13 protein-coding genes are annotated in these 15398 nt (G+C 68.3%); 5 read left to right on the forward strand and 8 right to left on the reverse strand.

Annotated features, from left to right (window positions below; translation table 11 throughout):
* The gene (locus E3N86_RS05680) at positions 1-1257 is read left to right on the forward strand and encodes a regulator (protein ID WP_174842999.1); all 1257 of its coding nucleotides are present in this window, start codon (positions 1-3) and stop codon (positions 1255-1257) included.
* Between the two features lie 93 nt (positions 1258-1350).
* Here the strand turns inward: E3N86_RS05680 and E3N86_RS05685 are convergent, their stop codons facing one another.
* Positions 1351-3057: a DUF5671 domain-containing protein gene (locus E3N86_RS05685; protein WP_241985961.1), complete on the reverse strand. Its 1707-nt coding sequence runs from the start codon at positions 3055-3057 to the stop codon at positions 1351-1353.
* The gene (locus E3N86_RS05690) at positions 3057-3521 is read right to left on the reverse strand and encodes a hypothetical protein (RefSeq protein ID WP_134343276.1); all 465 of its coding nucleotides are present in this window, start codon (positions 3519-3521) and stop codon (positions 3057-3059) included. Before E3N86_RS05690 ends, E3N86_RS05685 begins: the two co-directional genes overlap by 1 nt.
* 76 nt (positions 3522-3597) lie before the next feature.
* Between E3N86_RS05690 and E3N86_RS05695 the strand changes: the two genes are divergently transcribed.
* Positions 3598-5091 carry a sensor histidine kinase gene (locus E3N86_RS05695; RefSeq protein ID WP_134373626.1) on the forward strand — a complete coding sequence of 498 codons (1494 nt, stop codon included), beginning with the start codon at positions 3598-3600 and terminating at the stop codon, positions 5089-5091.
* 128 nt (positions 5092-5219) lie between these two features.
* Here the strand turns inward: E3N86_RS05695 and E3N86_RS05700 are convergent, their stop codons facing one another.
* Positions 5220-5468 (reverse strand): WhiB family transcriptional regulator, encoded by a 249-nt coding sequence (locus E3N86_RS05700; protein WP_035837005.1) that lies wholly within the window; start codon positions 5466-5468, stop codon positions 5220-5222.
* A 183-nt stretch (positions 5469-5651) separates the two neighbouring features.
* Between E3N86_RS05700 and E3N86_RS05705 the strand changes: the two genes are divergently transcribed.
* Positions 5652-6107, forward strand: a complete 456-nt coding sequence (locus tag E3N86_RS05705) for a hypothetical protein (protein ID WP_233191224.1) — start codon at positions 5652-5654, stop codon at positions 6105-6107.
* A 176-nt stretch (positions 6108-6283) separates the two neighbouring features.
* On the opposite strand, the gene bcp is transcribed toward E3N86_RS05705, so the two are convergent.
* The 3 genes from bcp to aroA all read right to left on the reverse strand — a co-directional run bounded on the left by bcp (position 6284) and on the right by aroA (position 9341).
* Positions 6284-6763: a thioredoxin-dependent thiol peroxidase gene (bcp, locus tag E3N86_RS05710; protein WP_104099853.1), complete on the reverse strand. Its 480-nt coding sequence runs from the start codon at positions 6761-6763 to the stop codon at positions 6284-6286.
* A gap of 173 nt (positions 6764-6936) precedes the next feature.
* The gene (gene rsgA, locus E3N86_RS05715; protein ID WP_134511534.1) at positions 6937-7986 is read right to left on the reverse strand and encodes a ribosome small subunit-dependent GTPase A; all 1050 of its coding nucleotides are present in this window, start codon (positions 7984-7986) and stop codon (positions 6937-6939) included.
* A complete protein-coding gene (gene aroA / locus E3N86_RS05720; protein WP_134511535.1) occupies positions 7983-9341 on the reverse strand; it encodes a 3-phosphoshikimate 1-carboxyvinyltransferase in 1359 nt (452 codons plus the stop codon). The genes rsgA and aroA overlap by 4 nt, the downstream gene beginning before the upstream one ends.
* A 110-nt stretch (positions 9342-9451) precedes the next feature.
* Here aroA and E3N86_RS05725 point away from each other — a divergent pair, with 110 nt between their 5' ends.
* Entirely contained in the window at positions 9452-10057 is a 606-nt protein-coding gene (locus E3N86_RS05725; protein ID WP_233191227.1) for a sigma-70 family RNA polymerase sigma factor, read from the forward strand.
* Positions 10054-10296 carry a zf-HC2 domain-containing protein gene (locus E3N86_RS05730; RefSeq protein WP_104099857.1) on the forward strand — a complete coding sequence of 81 codons (243 nt, stop codon included), beginning with the start codon at positions 10054-10056 and terminating at the stop codon, positions 10294-10296. Before E3N86_RS05725 ends, E3N86_RS05730 begins: the two co-directional genes overlap by 4 nt.
* Here E3N86_RS05730 and E3N86_RS05735 read toward each other — a convergent pair.
* Together E3N86_RS05735 and E3N86_RS05740 are read right to left on the reverse strand one after the other, a co-directional pair.
* Positions 10293-11129 carry a VOC family protein gene (locus E3N86_RS05735; RefSeq protein ID WP_134511536.1) on the reverse strand — a complete coding sequence of 279 codons (837 nt, stop codon included), beginning with the start codon at positions 11127-11129 and terminating at the stop codon, positions 10293-10295. The two genes, E3N86_RS05730 and E3N86_RS05735, sit on opposite strands and share 4 nt — an antisense overlap.
* Before the next feature lie 445 nt (positions 11130-11574).
* Positions 11575-15387, reverse strand: coding sequence for a multifunctional oxoglutarate decarboxylase/oxoglutarate dehydrogenase thiamine pyrophosphate-binding subunit/dihydrolipoyllysine-residue succinyltransferase subunit (locus E3N86_RS05740; RefSeq protein WP_134373618.1), 3813 nt, complete (start codon positions 15385-15387; stop codon positions 11575-11577).
* Between the last annotated feature and the right edge of the window lie 11 nt (positions 15388-15398).

Raw genomic sequence — 15398 nt, forward strand, 5'->3', positions numbered from 1 at the left:
GTGGCCACCATCGCACTCGCACTCGACCGGAACACCGAAGACCGTCTGCTGATCGACATCATCGAGCAGGGCCATGTGATCGTGGCGCGTTCGACGACTGCGGGCGAAGTGATCCTCGCCCTGCGGCAGCGCGCGCCCGAGGTGGTGATCGTCGGAGCCGGCCGCAGCACGCTCACGGCCGAGCTGATCACCGCCTGCGACGCCCACGGCGCCCGGGTGATCGCGCTCGCCGCCAACGACCAGGACCGACGCAATGCGGCCGGGCTCGGCCTCTTCGACGTGGTCGACGCCGCCGCCGACTGGGCCGAGACTGAGGCGCTGATCGGCGCCGGGGTCGCCATTCCGCTGCGGGTCGGCGATCCGGCGGGCTTGCCCGGCACAAAACGGCAGGGCACGGTCATCGCCGTCTGGGGGCCGGCCGGCGCCCCGGGGCGCACCACTCTGGCGATCAACATCGCGGCGGAGATCGCCGCTGCCGGGCATACCGTCGCCCTGGCGGACATCGACACCTACAGCGGTTCGGTGGCGCCGAGCCTGGGGATGCTCGACGAGGCGCCGGGCTTCGCCGCTGCGTGCCGCCTGGCCGGCTCGGACAGCTTCACCCGGTCCGAATTTGAGCGCATCGCGCAGCGCTACAACTCACCGCAGGGAGCCTTCTGGGTGCTCACCGGCATCGGGCGGCCGTCGCGCTGGCCCGAGCTCTCCACCGAGCGGGTGACGCGCACCATCAACGCGCTCCGTGTCTGGGTCGACTACGTCGTGCTCGACACCGGGTTCAGCCTTGAGAGCGACGAGGAGATCTCCAGTGACCTGTTCGCCCCGCGCCGCAACGCGGCCACCCTGACGGGTCTCGGACTGGCTGACCACGTCGTCGCCTGCGGCCTTGCCGACCCGGTCGGGATGGCCCGGTTCCTGCGCGCCTGGGTGGACCTGGCCGAGGTGGTCACGACCGATCAGGTCAGCGTGGTCATGAACCGGGTGCGCCGGGGCGCGGTCGGGCTGGATGCGAACGGGCAGGTCGTATCGGCGCTCCGCCGGTTCGGCGGCATCGAGTCGCCGATCCTGGTGCCGCAGGACCAGGTGTCCACGGATGCGGCCATCGTCGCCGGGCGCACGCTGCGGGATGCCGCGCCGAAGTCCCCGGCGCGCACCAGCATCCGTCGCTTCGTGCGCACGGAGCTGCTGCCGGTGCCCGCGCCCGCCACGGGGCGACGGCGCCGGGAATCGAGATGGCGCCGGCCAGCGGTGGCCACCTGAGCCCACCGTCGGCGTCGAATCCCGCGTCGAACCCCGCATCGACTTGCGCGTCGACCCTTGTGCCGACCCCGGTGCGGAAGGCCGCACCGGCGCTCATTCCTGAAGCGGGATCACCTCAACCCGGTCGCCGGGGCCCGTGACGACCAGCACCCGCTTTCCGGTTACGCCGGTGAGGGCCTGGGCGAGATGCTCCACCGTTGCCGAGCTACCGGCGCCGTCGGCGCGCTTTAGCACGAAGACGGCCGCGCCTCCGGTCGCTGCGCCGATTGCGAGGCTGAGGGGTTCCGGGTCGGCGTCCGTTACCAGGAGCACGCGGCCGATGGTGCGCGCCGGCTGCGGGGCCTCTGCACTCACCGAGCGGTCTCGTCGCCAGACAGCGAAATGATACCCAGCGGCGAGGCCGGTGGCTACCAGCAGCCCCAGCGAGGCCCGCACCCGGTCGATCACGCTGTCCCCGGTGAAGTCGCCGAGGGCGAACTCGAAGAGCCGGTAGCCGATCACCAGAAGCGTCACGATGGCAACGACCGCGCTCACGCCGAACACCAGGATCAGGTACACCCTTCGTCCCGTGGAGCGGACCTCCGCGGGGGAGAGCGGCGTCGTAGGCTGCCAGGCCAGCCACCACACCGGGCCGCCGACGACGAGGGCGCTGATGCCGCCCAGCAGGAGGGTTCGGGTTCCTGAACCGGCGAGCGGGGTGGTCGTGGCGGCGAGGATCGCGTTCACGACCACGCCCAGCCCGGAGGCCGCGGCCACGAGACCCACGCCGGAGGTCACAAGCTTCGTCGCCACCCTCGTCGTGTCCGACCGGGCCAGGGTCAGGCCCCGGTGGTAGCTCCAGACGAGTGCGCCGATGAAGGCGACCGAGACGCCGAAACCCAGTAGGTCGAGGATGTCGGTGACCGGGTCGGTGCGGTCGAAAGCCAGTCTGAGCAGCAGGAACAGCACGGTTCCGACCCCGCTCAGCGTCAGGATGGCCGCCCCGGCCACGCCGACGGCCACGACCATTAGATCGGCGAGGCCGCCGCGCAGGTCGCGGGCCTGGCTGCGGATCCAGTGCCACCACCAGATGACCAGCCCGCCGGCAAACCAGATGAGCGCCTGGAGGGTCAACTCCCACCAGGGTTCGCCCGGGGTGAGGCTCGGTGCGGCGTCGACGGCGGCGTCGACGGCGGCGTCGAGAAGAGAGCTGAGGGCCGTGACGGCACCGCCCACCGCGATCACGAGACCGAAGACGGAACCGAGGATCGGGGCCACGGTGACCAGCTGGGTGGGGCTCTTCTCCTCGTGCCGGGACATCCACAGGTGCCAGACCCACACGCCGGCCCAGACCACTCCGGTGGCGAAGAGACGCGGTTGCCAGTCCCCGCGCACGAGCACGGCCGCCGTGGTCAGCAGGGCGGTGCTGAACGTGACAAGGGAGACCGTATACAGGCCGGCCAGGTAGAGCCCCCAGGCGACGGATGATCGTTCCGCGCCGTCCATTCGGCGCCACAGCACCCACCAGAGTACGGCCGCGAACGGGCCGGCGATGAGGGTGAACGCGAGCGAGCGGGCGAGCCCGGTGATGTCGCTGGAGGCAAGTGCGTTGCCGGTGTCGAGGAGGCGCCCGAGCAGTCCGCTCACTCCGATGGCGGCAATCACGACCAGGGCGAAGAGCAGAATGTATACGATCACCCGGCGTACCGTGGGCTGGGCCGCGCTCTCCCCGGATGGCGTCGATTTGCGCACCGCGATCACGATGCCGGCGATACCGCCGCCGATCACCAGGACGGCAACCAGCAGCACCACGCTGACCATCAGGAACCGGCCTTCGGATTCGGGCAGATGTTGAGTTCGTAGGGGGCGTCATCGATCAACCACGTGCCGTCGACGGCCACCAGGTCGAAGACACCCTGGGTCTCGTACTCGTCGGCTCCGAAGGGGCCGCTGCCGTAGGAGGTGACGATGGACACCTTCACGTCGGCCGACTCGGCCCGCTCGGTGGTCGACACGAGAGTGACCCGCATGTTGTCGGTGGGGCCCCGGTCGAAGTCCTCGCAGCCATTGAAAGCGTCCTCGGTGAGGTACGCGCCAGCGGCCTGCTCGTCGCCGTCGATGACGGCCGCGGAATAGTCCTGGACGAGGCCTTCCGGGGTGTCGGCGTCAAGCTGTTCGGGTTCGCCGCCGGTGAAGACGACGACGAGGGCGATGACCACCAGCGCTCCGATCACGGACAGTAGGACAACCAGGGTCCGATCGGGCTTTCCATTTGCTGTGCTCATCTGTTCAGCATGGCCCAAACTACGAGACGGCACCACGACGGCGGTGGCACGTGTCCGGGGGACCTAGGCTATTGCTGTGTCGACGCTCAGTAATCTCGTACTTGCCCAGGGCCGCAGCAGTGCGGAGGATGTGGACTGGCTCCATATGCTTGTCGCGGATGGCCAGCTCCTGGCCGATCTCGCCTTCGCGGACATCGTCGTGTGGGTGCCCAGCAGCACCGGGAGCTTCGTGGCCGTCGCCCACGCCAGGCCGTCGAGCGCCGCCACCCTCTTCTATCGTGACTTCGTCGGGCAGAGCATCAAGGTCGAGTGGCGACAGCAGGTCACCGAGGCTTTCGAAACGGCGAGGATCGTCGACACCACGGCCCCCGACTGGTACGAGGAGACCCCTACCCGGGTTCGCGCGATCCCGGTGCGGCGGCGGCTCAGTTCCACGGGTTCCCAGATCTCGGACACGCCGGTGGCGGTGCTCACCCGGCACACCAACCTGAGTGAGGCGCGCACGCCGAGCCGGCAGGAGCTGACCTTCAACGACTGCGCCAATGACCTCTTCGCCATGATCGCGTCCGGCGATTTTCCCGATCTGGGCGCCCCCACCGGCCCGAGGCGCGGCGCCCCGCGCGCCTCGGACGGACTCATCCGTCTCGACGTCGACGGCGTGACCACGTTCGCGAGCCCGAATGCCCTCTCCGCCTTCAACCGAATGGGGTTCGCCGACGAGCTGGAGGGCGAGTCCCTCGCCGAGGTGACCACGAGCCTGCTCACTGGAACGGCGGTTGTCGACGAGACCCTGCCGCTCGTGGTCACCGGCCGGGCGCCATGGCGCACCGACGTGGAGGCCCGCGGCGTGACGGTCTCGCTGCGTGCCATCCCGATCCGCAACCGGGGCGAACGGATCGGAGCCATCGTTCTCTGCCGGGACGTCACCGAGCTGCGGCACCAGGAACGTGAGCTGATCACGAAGGATGCCACCATTCGGGAGATTCACCACCGGGTCAAGAACAACCTGCAGACGGTGGCCTCGCTCCTGCGGATCCAGGCGCGCCGCACGCATTCCGACACGGCCAGGGAAGCGCTCAACCAGGCGATGCGCCGCGTGGCCGCCATCGCCGTCGTGCACGACACACTGTCCGAGGGCCTCAGCCAGAAGGTCGACTTCGACGTGGTGTTCGACCGGGTGTTGCTGCTGATCATGGAGGTGGCGTCCGCGCACAACACGACGGCGCATCCGAAGTCGTCCGGCAGTTTCGGCATTCTTCCCAGCGCCTACGCGACGCCGCTCGCCCTCGCGCTGACAGAGCTCGTGACGAACGCCGTCGAGCATGGGCTGGCCGGACGCGAGGGGGAGGTGTCGATCGAGGCCGAGCGTAATGAGGAGACCCTCACCGTGCGGGTGCGGGACAACGGCACGGGCCTGCCGGAGGGCAAGGTCGGGTCGGGACTCGGAACCCAGATCGTGCGCACCCTGATCCAGGGAGAGCTTAGCGGCAGTATCGACTGGCACACCATGATGGGCAGCGGCACCGAAGTGACCATCGAGATCCCGCTGCGGTACATGCGCGAAGCGTAGCGCCGGGCGCGGGGTGACGCCGTGGGGTGTCGCCTCGGGTTCCGAGCGCGTCGCGCGCAACGAAGAAAGGCCCGGCTGTTCAGCTAGGCCTTTCTCTGTGATCCCGTGGTGCGGGGGGGGGGGGCGTGCTAGGACGCGCGCCGGGCCCGGGCCGCGCGTCGCTTGAGCGCGCGACGCTCGTCTTCGCTCAGTCCACCCCAGACGCCGGAGTCTTGTCCGGTTTCGAGGGCGTACTGCAGACACACCTCGGTGACGTTGCAACGGGCGCAGACCGACTTGGCCTTCTCGATCTGGTCCACAGCGGGGCCAGTATTACCGACCGGAAAGAAGAGTTCCGGGTCGGCGGTGAGGCAGGCAGCTTTGTCGCGCCAGTCCATAGGGGTGCTCCTTTATTGCAGGGATGCCTGGCCGATTGGCCGAAGATGAAAGGCTGCCGATTGCAGGAAGGGTAGTGGATCTACTCGTTCAGATCGACTCACGTCCCTGTGAGCGTCAACCGGGCCTCAAAAATGATCGCATAATGGTGGAGTCAAATCAATAGTTTTGAATGGGATATCTCTGTGAATGCACGGTCAGACCACAGCGGCGACGACGAGAACCAGGCCGGCCGGGTGCGTCGGCCGGGGGCCGTGCTGCTCCTCGCTGCGATCCTCTGCGCGGAGGCCGCCCTCCTCTGGGTCGCGGTCGCGTGGCTCATTCTCGAGTTGCTGATCGCGACGCCGACCTCCCTGGCCACGGCCCTCGCCATCCTGGTGCTGGTGCTGATCGCCGCGTCCTGGGTAACCGCCATCGCGGTCAACTCCCTGCGGCGCCGGTCCTGGATCCGGGGCGCTGCCGTCACCTGGCAGATGGTGCAGATCGCCGTCGCCATCGGCTCCTTCCAGGGGTTCTACGCCCGGCCCGACCTCGGCTGGGCGCTTCTTCTGCCGTCGGTCGTGGTCCTCGTGCTGCTGTTCCAGCGGCGCGTAATCGCAGAAACGACGTCAGCGCGCTCCGAGGACGGCTTGCCGCAGTAGCGGCGCAGTAGCGGCGCAGCAGGGCCGCAGCTGGGCCGCTCCGGCTTCGGCAGCGGCGGGGTGGGTAAGACGTGCGTTCGAGCGCTCCGGGGGCCGGTAGGGGCCACCTGCGGCCGGTGGGGGCAGCGCAGGGACCGTGCCGGGACTGTGCCGGCCGCGTGGCGGCATCCGTTTGGTCAGGCCGGCAGGCCGAGCTTCTTGCGCAGGCTCGCGACATGGCCGGTGGCCTTCACGTTGTAGAGGGCTAGCTCGACCATGCCGGTCTCGTCGATCACGACGGTGGAACGCAGCACGCCCGTGACGGTCTTGCCGTAGAGGTTCTTCTCGCCCCAGGCGCCGTAGCCCGTGTGCACCGCGAGGTCGGTGTCGCTGAGGAGCGCGAACGTGAGCTGCTCGGTCTCCTGGAACTTCTTTAGCTTGACCGGGGCATCCTTCGACACGCCGAGCACCTGGTAGCCGGCCGATGCCAGTGAGCTGAGGTTGTCGCGGAAGTCGCAGGCCTGCTTCGTGCAGCCGGGCGTCATCGCCGCCGGGTAGAAGTACACGACGACCTTCGAGCCGGCGAAATCGGCCAGCGACACGGCGTTCCCGTCCTGGTCGGACAGGGTGAACGGAGGGGCTTGGTCGCCGGTCGCGAGCCGCGTGGAATCGGTCATCCCCCCACGCTACTGGTCCCGCCTGTACCCATTTTCCGCCCATCCCTGACGAATTCGACGGTGATTTGGGGTCAGGCACCCGTTTTTTGGCCCTGCACGGCTTTCTTGAGCAAAATCTCCGTCGAATTCGTTCAATGCAGGGGCTGCTGGCTCGGGGTGGTGGGTGACAGCGGCTAGTGGGTGGGGGCGGCGGCGAAGGTGGCGAGCAAACGCTGCAGCGAGTCCAGGCGCACCTTGCCGGTCTCGCCGAGCTTGCCGGCGCTAACAGCCTCGTTGATCGCGCAGTCGGGCGAGTTCGGCAGGTGGGTGCAGCCGCGCGGACACTTTTGGGAGATCAGGGCCAGGTCGGTGAAGGCCTTGAGGATGTTGTCGGTGTTGATGTGGCCGAGACCGAAGGAGCGCACGCCGGGGGTGTCGATGACCCAGCCCCGGCCGGCATCCGTTTGCAGTCGCAACGAGATGGTCGACGAAGACGTGTGCCGGCCGCGGCCGGTCACCGTGTTGACGACTCCGACGGCGCGGTGGGCGCCCGGCACGAGGGCGTTGACGAGAGTGGACTTGCCGACGCCGGAGTGACCGACGAAGACCGTGTCGTGGCCGACCAGGGCGGCGGAGATCTCCGCCAGCGGCATGGCGTCGTCGCGGCTCTCGAAGACGGGCAGGTCGAGGCCGGCGAAGTTGCGGAGGAAGGCGGTGGGGTCGGCCAGATCGGTCTTGGTGATGCAGAGAATGGGATTCACGCCCGCGTCGTAGGCGGCGACGAGGTAGCGATCGACGAGACGGATGCGCGGCTCCGGGTTGGTGGCGGCCACCACGATCAGCATCTGGTCGGCGTTGGCGACGATCACTCGCTCCACGGCGTCGGTGTCGTCTGCGCTGCGGCGCAGCAGCGTCGTGCGCGGCACGATCCGCACGATCCGGGACAGGCTGCCCGGTGCTCCGGTCGTGTCGCCGACGATGTCGACGCGGTCGCCGGTGACGACGGCCTGCTTGCGCAGTTCGCTCGCCCGGGCGGCGGTCACTCGGCGCTCGGCAGGCAGGTTCTCGTCGAGCATGACGGTGTACCGGCCCCGGTCGACCGAGAGGATGCGCCCGGTCAGCGCGTTCTCGTGGTCGGGGCGGGTCTTGGTGCGCGGTTTGCTGCCCTTGCGGTTGGGGCGCACACGCACGCTCGACTCGTCGAACTCGGGCTCATCGTCGTCGGCACTCGCCCACCACGTCACGACGGGGTTCCGGAAACGAGCGTCGACCAGAGGTCGGTGAACTGGGGAAGGGTCTTGGCGGTCGTGTCGATGTTCTCGATCAGCACGCCGGGAACGAGGAGACCGATCAGCGCGCCCGCGGTCGCCATCCGGTGGTCGTCGTAGGTGTTCCACGGCCCACCGTGCAGCGGGCGCGGGTCGATCCGCAACCCGTCGGGCAGCTCGGTGACGGAACCGCCGAGCCCGTTGATCTCCGCGGCGAGGGCCGCCAACCGGTCGGTTTCGTGGTGCCGGATGTGCCCGATCCCGGTGATCGTGCTCGGGGACTCGGCCAGGGCGGCCAGGGCCGCGAGCGTGGGCGCGAGCTCTCCGCCGGTCGACAGGTCGAGCTCCACGCCCCGGATGCGGCCGGTCCCGGAGACCGTGAGCCGGTCGCCCTCCCGAGACACCTCGGCGCCGAAGCGCGGCAGCAGGTCGGCCAGGTCGGCGCCGACCTGGGTGGTGGTCTCGGGCCAGCCGGAGATGGTGACGCTGCCCCCGGCCACGAGGGCCGCGGCGAGGAACGGCGCCGCGTTCGAGAGATCGGGTTCGATGTCGACCTCGGCGCCCTGGATCGGGCCGGGAGCCACGATCCACTCGCCGACGGCCGGGCTGTGCACCGTGACGCCGCGCCGGGCCAGCGTGGCGATGGTCATCTCGATGTGCGGCAGGCTGGGCAGGCGCTCGCCGGAATGGCGCAGGTGCAGGCCCTGCCCGAAGCGCGGCGCGGCGAGCAGCAGGCCGGAGACGAACTGGCTCGACGTGGACGCGTCGATGGTGATCTCCCCGCCGACTAGCGTGCCGGTGCCGTGCACGGTGAAGGGCAGGGCGCCGCGACCGTCGTCGTTGATGTCGGCGCCGAGGGCCCGCAGGGACGAGATGGTGGTGCCCATCGGGCGGCGGCGTGCGCCGGCGTCCCCGTCGAAGGTGGTCGGCCCGAGGCCGAGCGTCGCGACCGGCGGCAGGAAACGCATCACGGTGCCGGCGAGACCGCAGTCGACGGTCGTCGACCCGAGCAGCTCCCCGGGGGTGATCCTCAGGTCGGAACCGAACTCCCCGGCGCCGGGGACCTCCTCGATGACGGTGCCCAGTTGACGCAGCGCCGCGACCATCAAGTCGCTGTCCCGCGAGTGCAGCGGGGCACGCAACAGCGACGGATGCGCGGCGAGGGCGCTGAGCACCAGTTCCCGGTTGGTCAGCGACTTCGACCCCGGCAGGGATACGGACGCTGAAAGCGGGCCGGCGGCCGTCGGAGCGGGCCAGCGGGCATCCGTCACCTCGGGCGACGTGTCGCCGTAGGGATCGAACTCAGGCTTGGAATATCTCGAGATCAACATCGGTTATCAGAATAGTCGGTGATGAAAGAGAGAGGGAGGCCAGGGTGACGCTGTCCATGGTGCTGGAGCGACCTGCGGTCGTTTCACGCGACGGCTTAGGATTGTCCGTGATGACAACCGATGCGATCGAAATGCGAGACCTGTTCGAAGAGCAGGCGCTGCCCTTTATCGACCAGCTGTACGCCGCGGCCATGCGCATGACGCGCAACCCCTCCGACGCCCAGGATCTGGTTCAGGAAACGTTCGTGAAAGCGTTCGCTGCGTTCAAACAGTTCGAGCAGGGCACCAATCTCAAGGCCTGGCTGTACCGCATCCTGACCAACACCTTCATCAACACGTACCGCAAGAAGCAGCGTGAGCCGTTCCAGGGCACCATCGACGATCTCGCGGACTGGCAGCTCGGCGGTGCGGAGTCCCGCACGGCGATGGCGAATCGTTCGGCGGAGGCCGAGGCCATCGACCACCTGCCGGACAGCGCCGTCAAGGACGCGTTGCAGTCCATCCCGGAGGACTTCCGGCTGGCTGTCTACTTCGCCGACGTGGAGGGGTTCTCTTACCAGGAGATCGCCGAAATCATGAAAACACCCATTGGCACCGTGATGAGTCGCCTGCATCGTGGCCGGCGCCTCCTGCGCGACCTGTTGGCCGGTTACGCCCTTGAGCGCGGCCTGGGAACAGCGGCGGGCCAGACTCGAACCGGGAGCACACCAGCATGACCGATTATGGCTGCGAGAAGGCCAAGGCCGAACTCGAGGAATACCTGCACAACGAACTGTGCGGCGAAGACGCGTCTGACATTCAGGAGCACCTCGCCCACTGCAGCGACTGCAGCGACGAGCACCTGGTCGGGCGCACACTGACCGAGGCCGTGCAGCGCGCATGCCGTGAAATGGCCCCCGAAGACCTGCGCGACCAGGTGTTGCTGAAGCTGCGCACCATCCAGTCCGCCCACTAGCCGATCGGCAGGTCGGCGTCCTCCTCACCGGCGTCGTCGATGTTCTTCTCCTCGGGGAGCGGCTCGTCGACCGAGCCGAGCACGAACAGGGCCCCGGTCGGGTCGGTGACCAGCGCGAAGGTGCCGAACTCCGCCGTCCACGGCTCACGGACGACCGTGCCGCCGAGCTCTGTCACGGTCGTGACGGCCGCGTGCACGTCAGGCACCCCGAGATAGAGCTGCCAGTGCGAGGGCACGCTGTCGGGCAGGTGTTCCGCGGCGTCGAAGACGCCCGTCACCATCTCACCCTCCGCCCCGATCGTGCTGTAGCGGAAGTCCTCCGTGTCGCTCAGGACGACCGGTTTCCAGCCGAACACCTCGGTGTAGAAATCGAGAGCGGCGAAATAGGAGCGGGTGTTCAGCTCGTGCCAGACCGGTGAGCCCGCCTCGCCGAAGACGTCGAAGCCGGTGAACTCGTCGGCCTGCCACACCCCGAAGGGCGCACCCGTCGGGTCCATCAGGATGGCCATGCGGCCCATGGTTCCCACCGTCATCGGCTCGGCCAGCACGTCTGCGCCGGCCGCGCGGGCGGCGGCGACGGCGGCGTCGGCATCCGTCACCGACAGGTAGGTGGTCCACGCGTCGGGCAGTCGGGAACCCGGCTCCTGTGAGCTCATGCCGGCGACGTCCGCGTCGCCCTTCCGGAAGGTGACGTAGTTGCCGTACTCCGAACCGGAATCGCTGGCCGTCCAGCCGAACAGCCGCGTGTAGAACTCCCGGGCGCGCGGCAGGTCGGAGGTCATCAGGTCGGCCCAGCAGGGCTGGCCGGTTCGGTTCGCGTGCGGTGCGGGCATGGCGGATCTCCTTGTCGGTGGCCGATGCGTCGGCGGGCGGTGCGGCCAGCCTAGATGAGTGAGTCCTGATAGCCGAGGGGCGATAGGGGTTCGCGGTTCCGAAACGGTTGTTCCCGGTGCTGACGCCGGGCGATCAGGGGACCGTGACGCTGGATGAAGTGTGGCCCGCCGTGTCTTTCGAGTCCGAAGCCGTGCAGTAGCGCTGTCCCGAACGAATTCGACGGAGATTCCGCCCCAAATCAACCCAAAACATTCGGAAATGCTGTTTTGGAAGAAAATCTCCGTCGAATTGGTTCGACGCCGGGTCATGACCAGCGCTGCGCGGTCGTCGCCTCTGATCTTGCGGGGGTGACACAGCCCGTCGATCAGGCCTCACCCGTCGAGGACTGGGCCGTAGCGTCCGGTGCGGCCCATTTTGTCGAACGGTTCTGCCGGTCGGCGCAGGTCACAGGGTAAGCGCCTGGCGTAGTAGTTCGGCCTGCTCGACCGCGTGACGCTTCGCCGAGCCCGCCGCCGGCGACGCCGACGCCGCCCGGGAGAACAGGGTCACCGGGCGCGGGCCCAGCTTGTTCGTCTCGAGGTAGAAGAACGGCCAGGCACCCTGGTTCTCCGGCTCGTCCTGCACCCAGGCGAGTTCAGCGTCGGGGTACTGGTCTGCGACCTGCTTGAGTTCGAAGGCGGGCAGCGGGTAGAACTGCTCCAGGCGAACCAGCGCGATCTCCGGGTTCGGGTTCTTGTCGAGTTCGGCGAGCAGGTCGTAGTAGAGCTTGCCGGCCAGGAACAGCACCCGCTTGACGCGCGGCTTGTCGGTGATCCGGGCGTCGTCGATGACCGGTTCGAACCGGCCGGTGGTGAAGTCGGCCACCTCGCTGGTCGCGCCGCGCAGGCGCAGCATCGACTTCGGAGTGAAGACGATCAGCGGGCGCCGCGGGCGCATGTAGGCCTGACGGCGCAGCAGGTGGAAGTACGACGCGGGCGTCGACGGGCGAGCGACGGTCATGTTGTCTTCCGCGCACAGCTGCAGGTAGCGCTCGATCCGGGCGGACGAGTGGTCCGGCCCCTGGCCCTCGTAGCCGTGCGGCAGCAGCAGCACAACGGATGACCGCTGGCCCCACTTCTGCTCGGCGGAGGAGACGAACTCGTCGATGACCGTCTGGGCGCCGTTGGCGAAGTCGCCGAACTGCGCCTCCCAGAGCACCAGGGCGTCGGCGCGTTCCACCGAGTAGCCGTACTCGAAGCCCATGGCCGCGTATTCGCTGAGCAGCGAGTCGTAGATCCAGAACCGGGCCTGGTCTTCGCTGAGGTTCGCCAAGGGCAGCCATTCCTGGCCGTTGATGCGGTCGTGCAGCACCGCGTGACGTTGCACGAACGTGCCGCGGCGGGCATCCTGGCCGGCGAAGCGCACCGGGGTGCGCTCGAGCAGCAGGGAGCCGAGGGCGAGGAGTTCACCGAAGCTCCAGTCGATTTTGCCGTTGCGACTCATGTCGTTGCGCTTCTGCATCAGCTGCTGCAGCTTATTGTGCACGGTGAAGCCGGCGGGCTTGTTCAGGAAGGCATCGCCGATCAGGTGCACGACCGCTTCGGGCACCCCGGTCGTGGCCGGTTCCCCGACCGCGTCGTCGTGCTTGTCGGTACCGTGCTTCTCGGCACCGATGCCCTGCGGCGCGGCACCGGCCGCGCTGACGATCGGGATCGACGAGGACTGCGCCGCGTGCGTCTCCATGAACGCGCGCTCGAGGCGGTCCTGGAAATCCGCGTGCGAGGCCTCGTATTCCTCCTGCGTGATGTCGCCGCGACCGACGAGAGCCTCGGTGAAAAGCTTCCGGACGGAGCGCTTGGCCTCGATCAGGTTGTACATCAACGGCTGGGTCATCGAGGGGTCGTCGCCCTCGTTGTGCCCGCGGCGGCGGTAGCAGACGAGGTCGATGACGACGTCCCGCTTGAATTCCTGACGGTAGGCGAAGGCGAGCTCCGCGACCCGCACCACGGCCTCGGGGTCGTCCCCGTTGACGTGGAAGATGGGCGCCTGGATGGTCTTGGCGACATCCGTCGAGTACACCGAGGTGCGTCCGTCACCGGGCAGTGTGGTGAAGCCGACCTGGTTGTTGACGACCAGATGGATGGTGCCGCCGGTGCGGAACCCGCGCAGTTGGGACATCTGGAGCGTCTCCAGGACGATGCCCTGGCCGGCCATGGCCGCGTCGCCGTGCACGAGGACGGGGAGGGTGGAGAAGGTGCCGATCGGCTTGCGGTCCTGCTTGGCGCGCACGATGCCCTCGAGGACGCCGTCGACGGCCTCGAGGTGGGACGGGTTCGCGGCCAGGTAGACCGGCATCTCCGTGCCGTTGGTGGCACGGAAGGTGCCCTCGGTGCCCAGGTGGTACTTGACGTCGCCGGAGCCCTGCACGGTGCGGGGATCCTGCGTGCCCTCGAACTCGCGGAAGATCTGACCGTAGGTCTTGCCTGCGATGTTGGTGAGCACGTTCAGGCGCCCGCGGTGGGCCATGCCGATGCAGACCTCGTCGAGGCCGGCATCCGCGGCACCCTGCAGGATCGAGTCGAGCAGCGCGATGGTGGACTCGCCGCCCTCGAGGCTGAACCGCTTCTGGCCGACGTACTTGGTCTGCAGGAAGGTCTCGAAGGCCTCCGCCTCGTTGAGCTTGCCGAGGATGCGCATCTGCTCGTCATGCGTGGGCTTGACGTAGCTCTTCTCCATCTTTTCCTGCATCCACTTGCGCTGGGCAGGGTCCTGGATGTGCATGTACTCGATGCCGGTCGTGCGGCAGTAGGAGTCGCGCAGCACGCCGAGGATGTCGCGCAGGAGCATCAGGCGTTTGCTGCCGAACCCGCCGGTGACGAACTCGCGGTCCAGGTCCCAGAAGGTCAGCCCGTGGTTCGAGATTTCCAGGTCGGGGTGGGAGCGCTGCGTGTATTCAAGCGGGTCGATGTCGGCCATCAGGTGGCCGCGCACGCGGAACGCGTTGATGAGCTCCTGCACGCGGGCGGTTTTGTCGACGGCGCTGGCCAGGTCGACGCTGATGTCGGGCGCCCAGTGGATCGGGTCGTACGGGATGCGCAGGGCCGAGAAGATGTCCTCGTAGAAGTTGTGCTGCCCGATCAGGAGCTCGTGCACGATCTTGAGGAATTCGCCCGAGCCGGCACCCTGGATGACCCGGTGGTCGTAGGTGCTGGTCAGCGTGATGGTCTTGGAGATGGCGAGGCCGGTCAGGGTCTTGCCGCTGGAACCCTGGAACTCGGCCGGGTAGTCGAGGGCGCCGGCGCCGATGATGCAGCCCTGGCCCTTCATCAGGCGCGGCACGGAGTGCACCGTGCCGATGCCACCGGGGTTGGTGAGGGAGACCGTGGCGCCGGAAAAGTCATCCGCCGTCAGCTTGCCTTTGCGGGCCCGGGTGACGAGGTCTTCGTAGGAGGAGAGGTACTCGCCGAAGGTCATCGTGTCCGCGCGCTTGATGGCCGGGACCATCAGGGAGCGGGTGCCGTCGGGCTTGGGCAGGTCGATCGCGATGCCGAGGCCGACGTGCGCGGGGGCGATGACCGAGGGCTTGCCCTCGATCTCGTTGTAGTAGACGTTCTGGCTGGGGAACATCTTCAGCGCCTGGATCAGCGCCCAACCGATCAGGTGCGTGAACGACACCTTGCCGCCGCGCGAGCGCTTCATGTGGTTGTTCATCACGATGCGGTTGTCGATGAGGAGCTTCGCCGGGATGGTGCGCACGCTGGTGGCCGTGGGCACGGTCAGGCTGGCCGCCATGTTCGCCGCGAGGCTCTTGGACATGCCGCGGAGCGGGGTGACGACGTCGACCTCGGTGGCCTCGGCGGCGGTCGGCTGCGAGTTCGTGATCGGAATGTCGGCCGGCACGGGGACCCGCTTGGGCGCGCTGGACGTCGTGCGCGCGGTGCGCTGCCCGCCGACGACGGGGATGGGTGCCGTGATCGGGGCCGGCTCCGCCGCTGAGGCGGCCGGGGTTGCGGGGGCGCTTGCCGCGGGCGTGGTCACGTCGGGAGCGATCACGGCGGGCGCGTCGCCTGCGGGTGCGCTGCTCGCGGGAGCCTCTGAACCGTCGCTGCGGCCGTTCGCGGTCCGGTGGTAGCTCTCGAGGACGGGCCACCAGGACTCGTCCACCAGCTTCTTGTCGACGAGGTACCGTTCGTACAGTTCGTCGACGAGCCACTCGTTCGCTCCGAATTCACCCGACGTCGTCTCGTCGGATCCACTACCGGTCAACTGGCTTGACACAGCCGGTTCCC

Origin of the sequence: Cryobacterium sp. Hz7, from assembly GCF_004402815.1 — a bacterium.
Classification (GTDB): Bacteria; Actinomycetota; Actinomycetes; order Actinomycetales; family Microbacteriaceae; genus Cryobacterium; species Cryobacterium sandaracinum.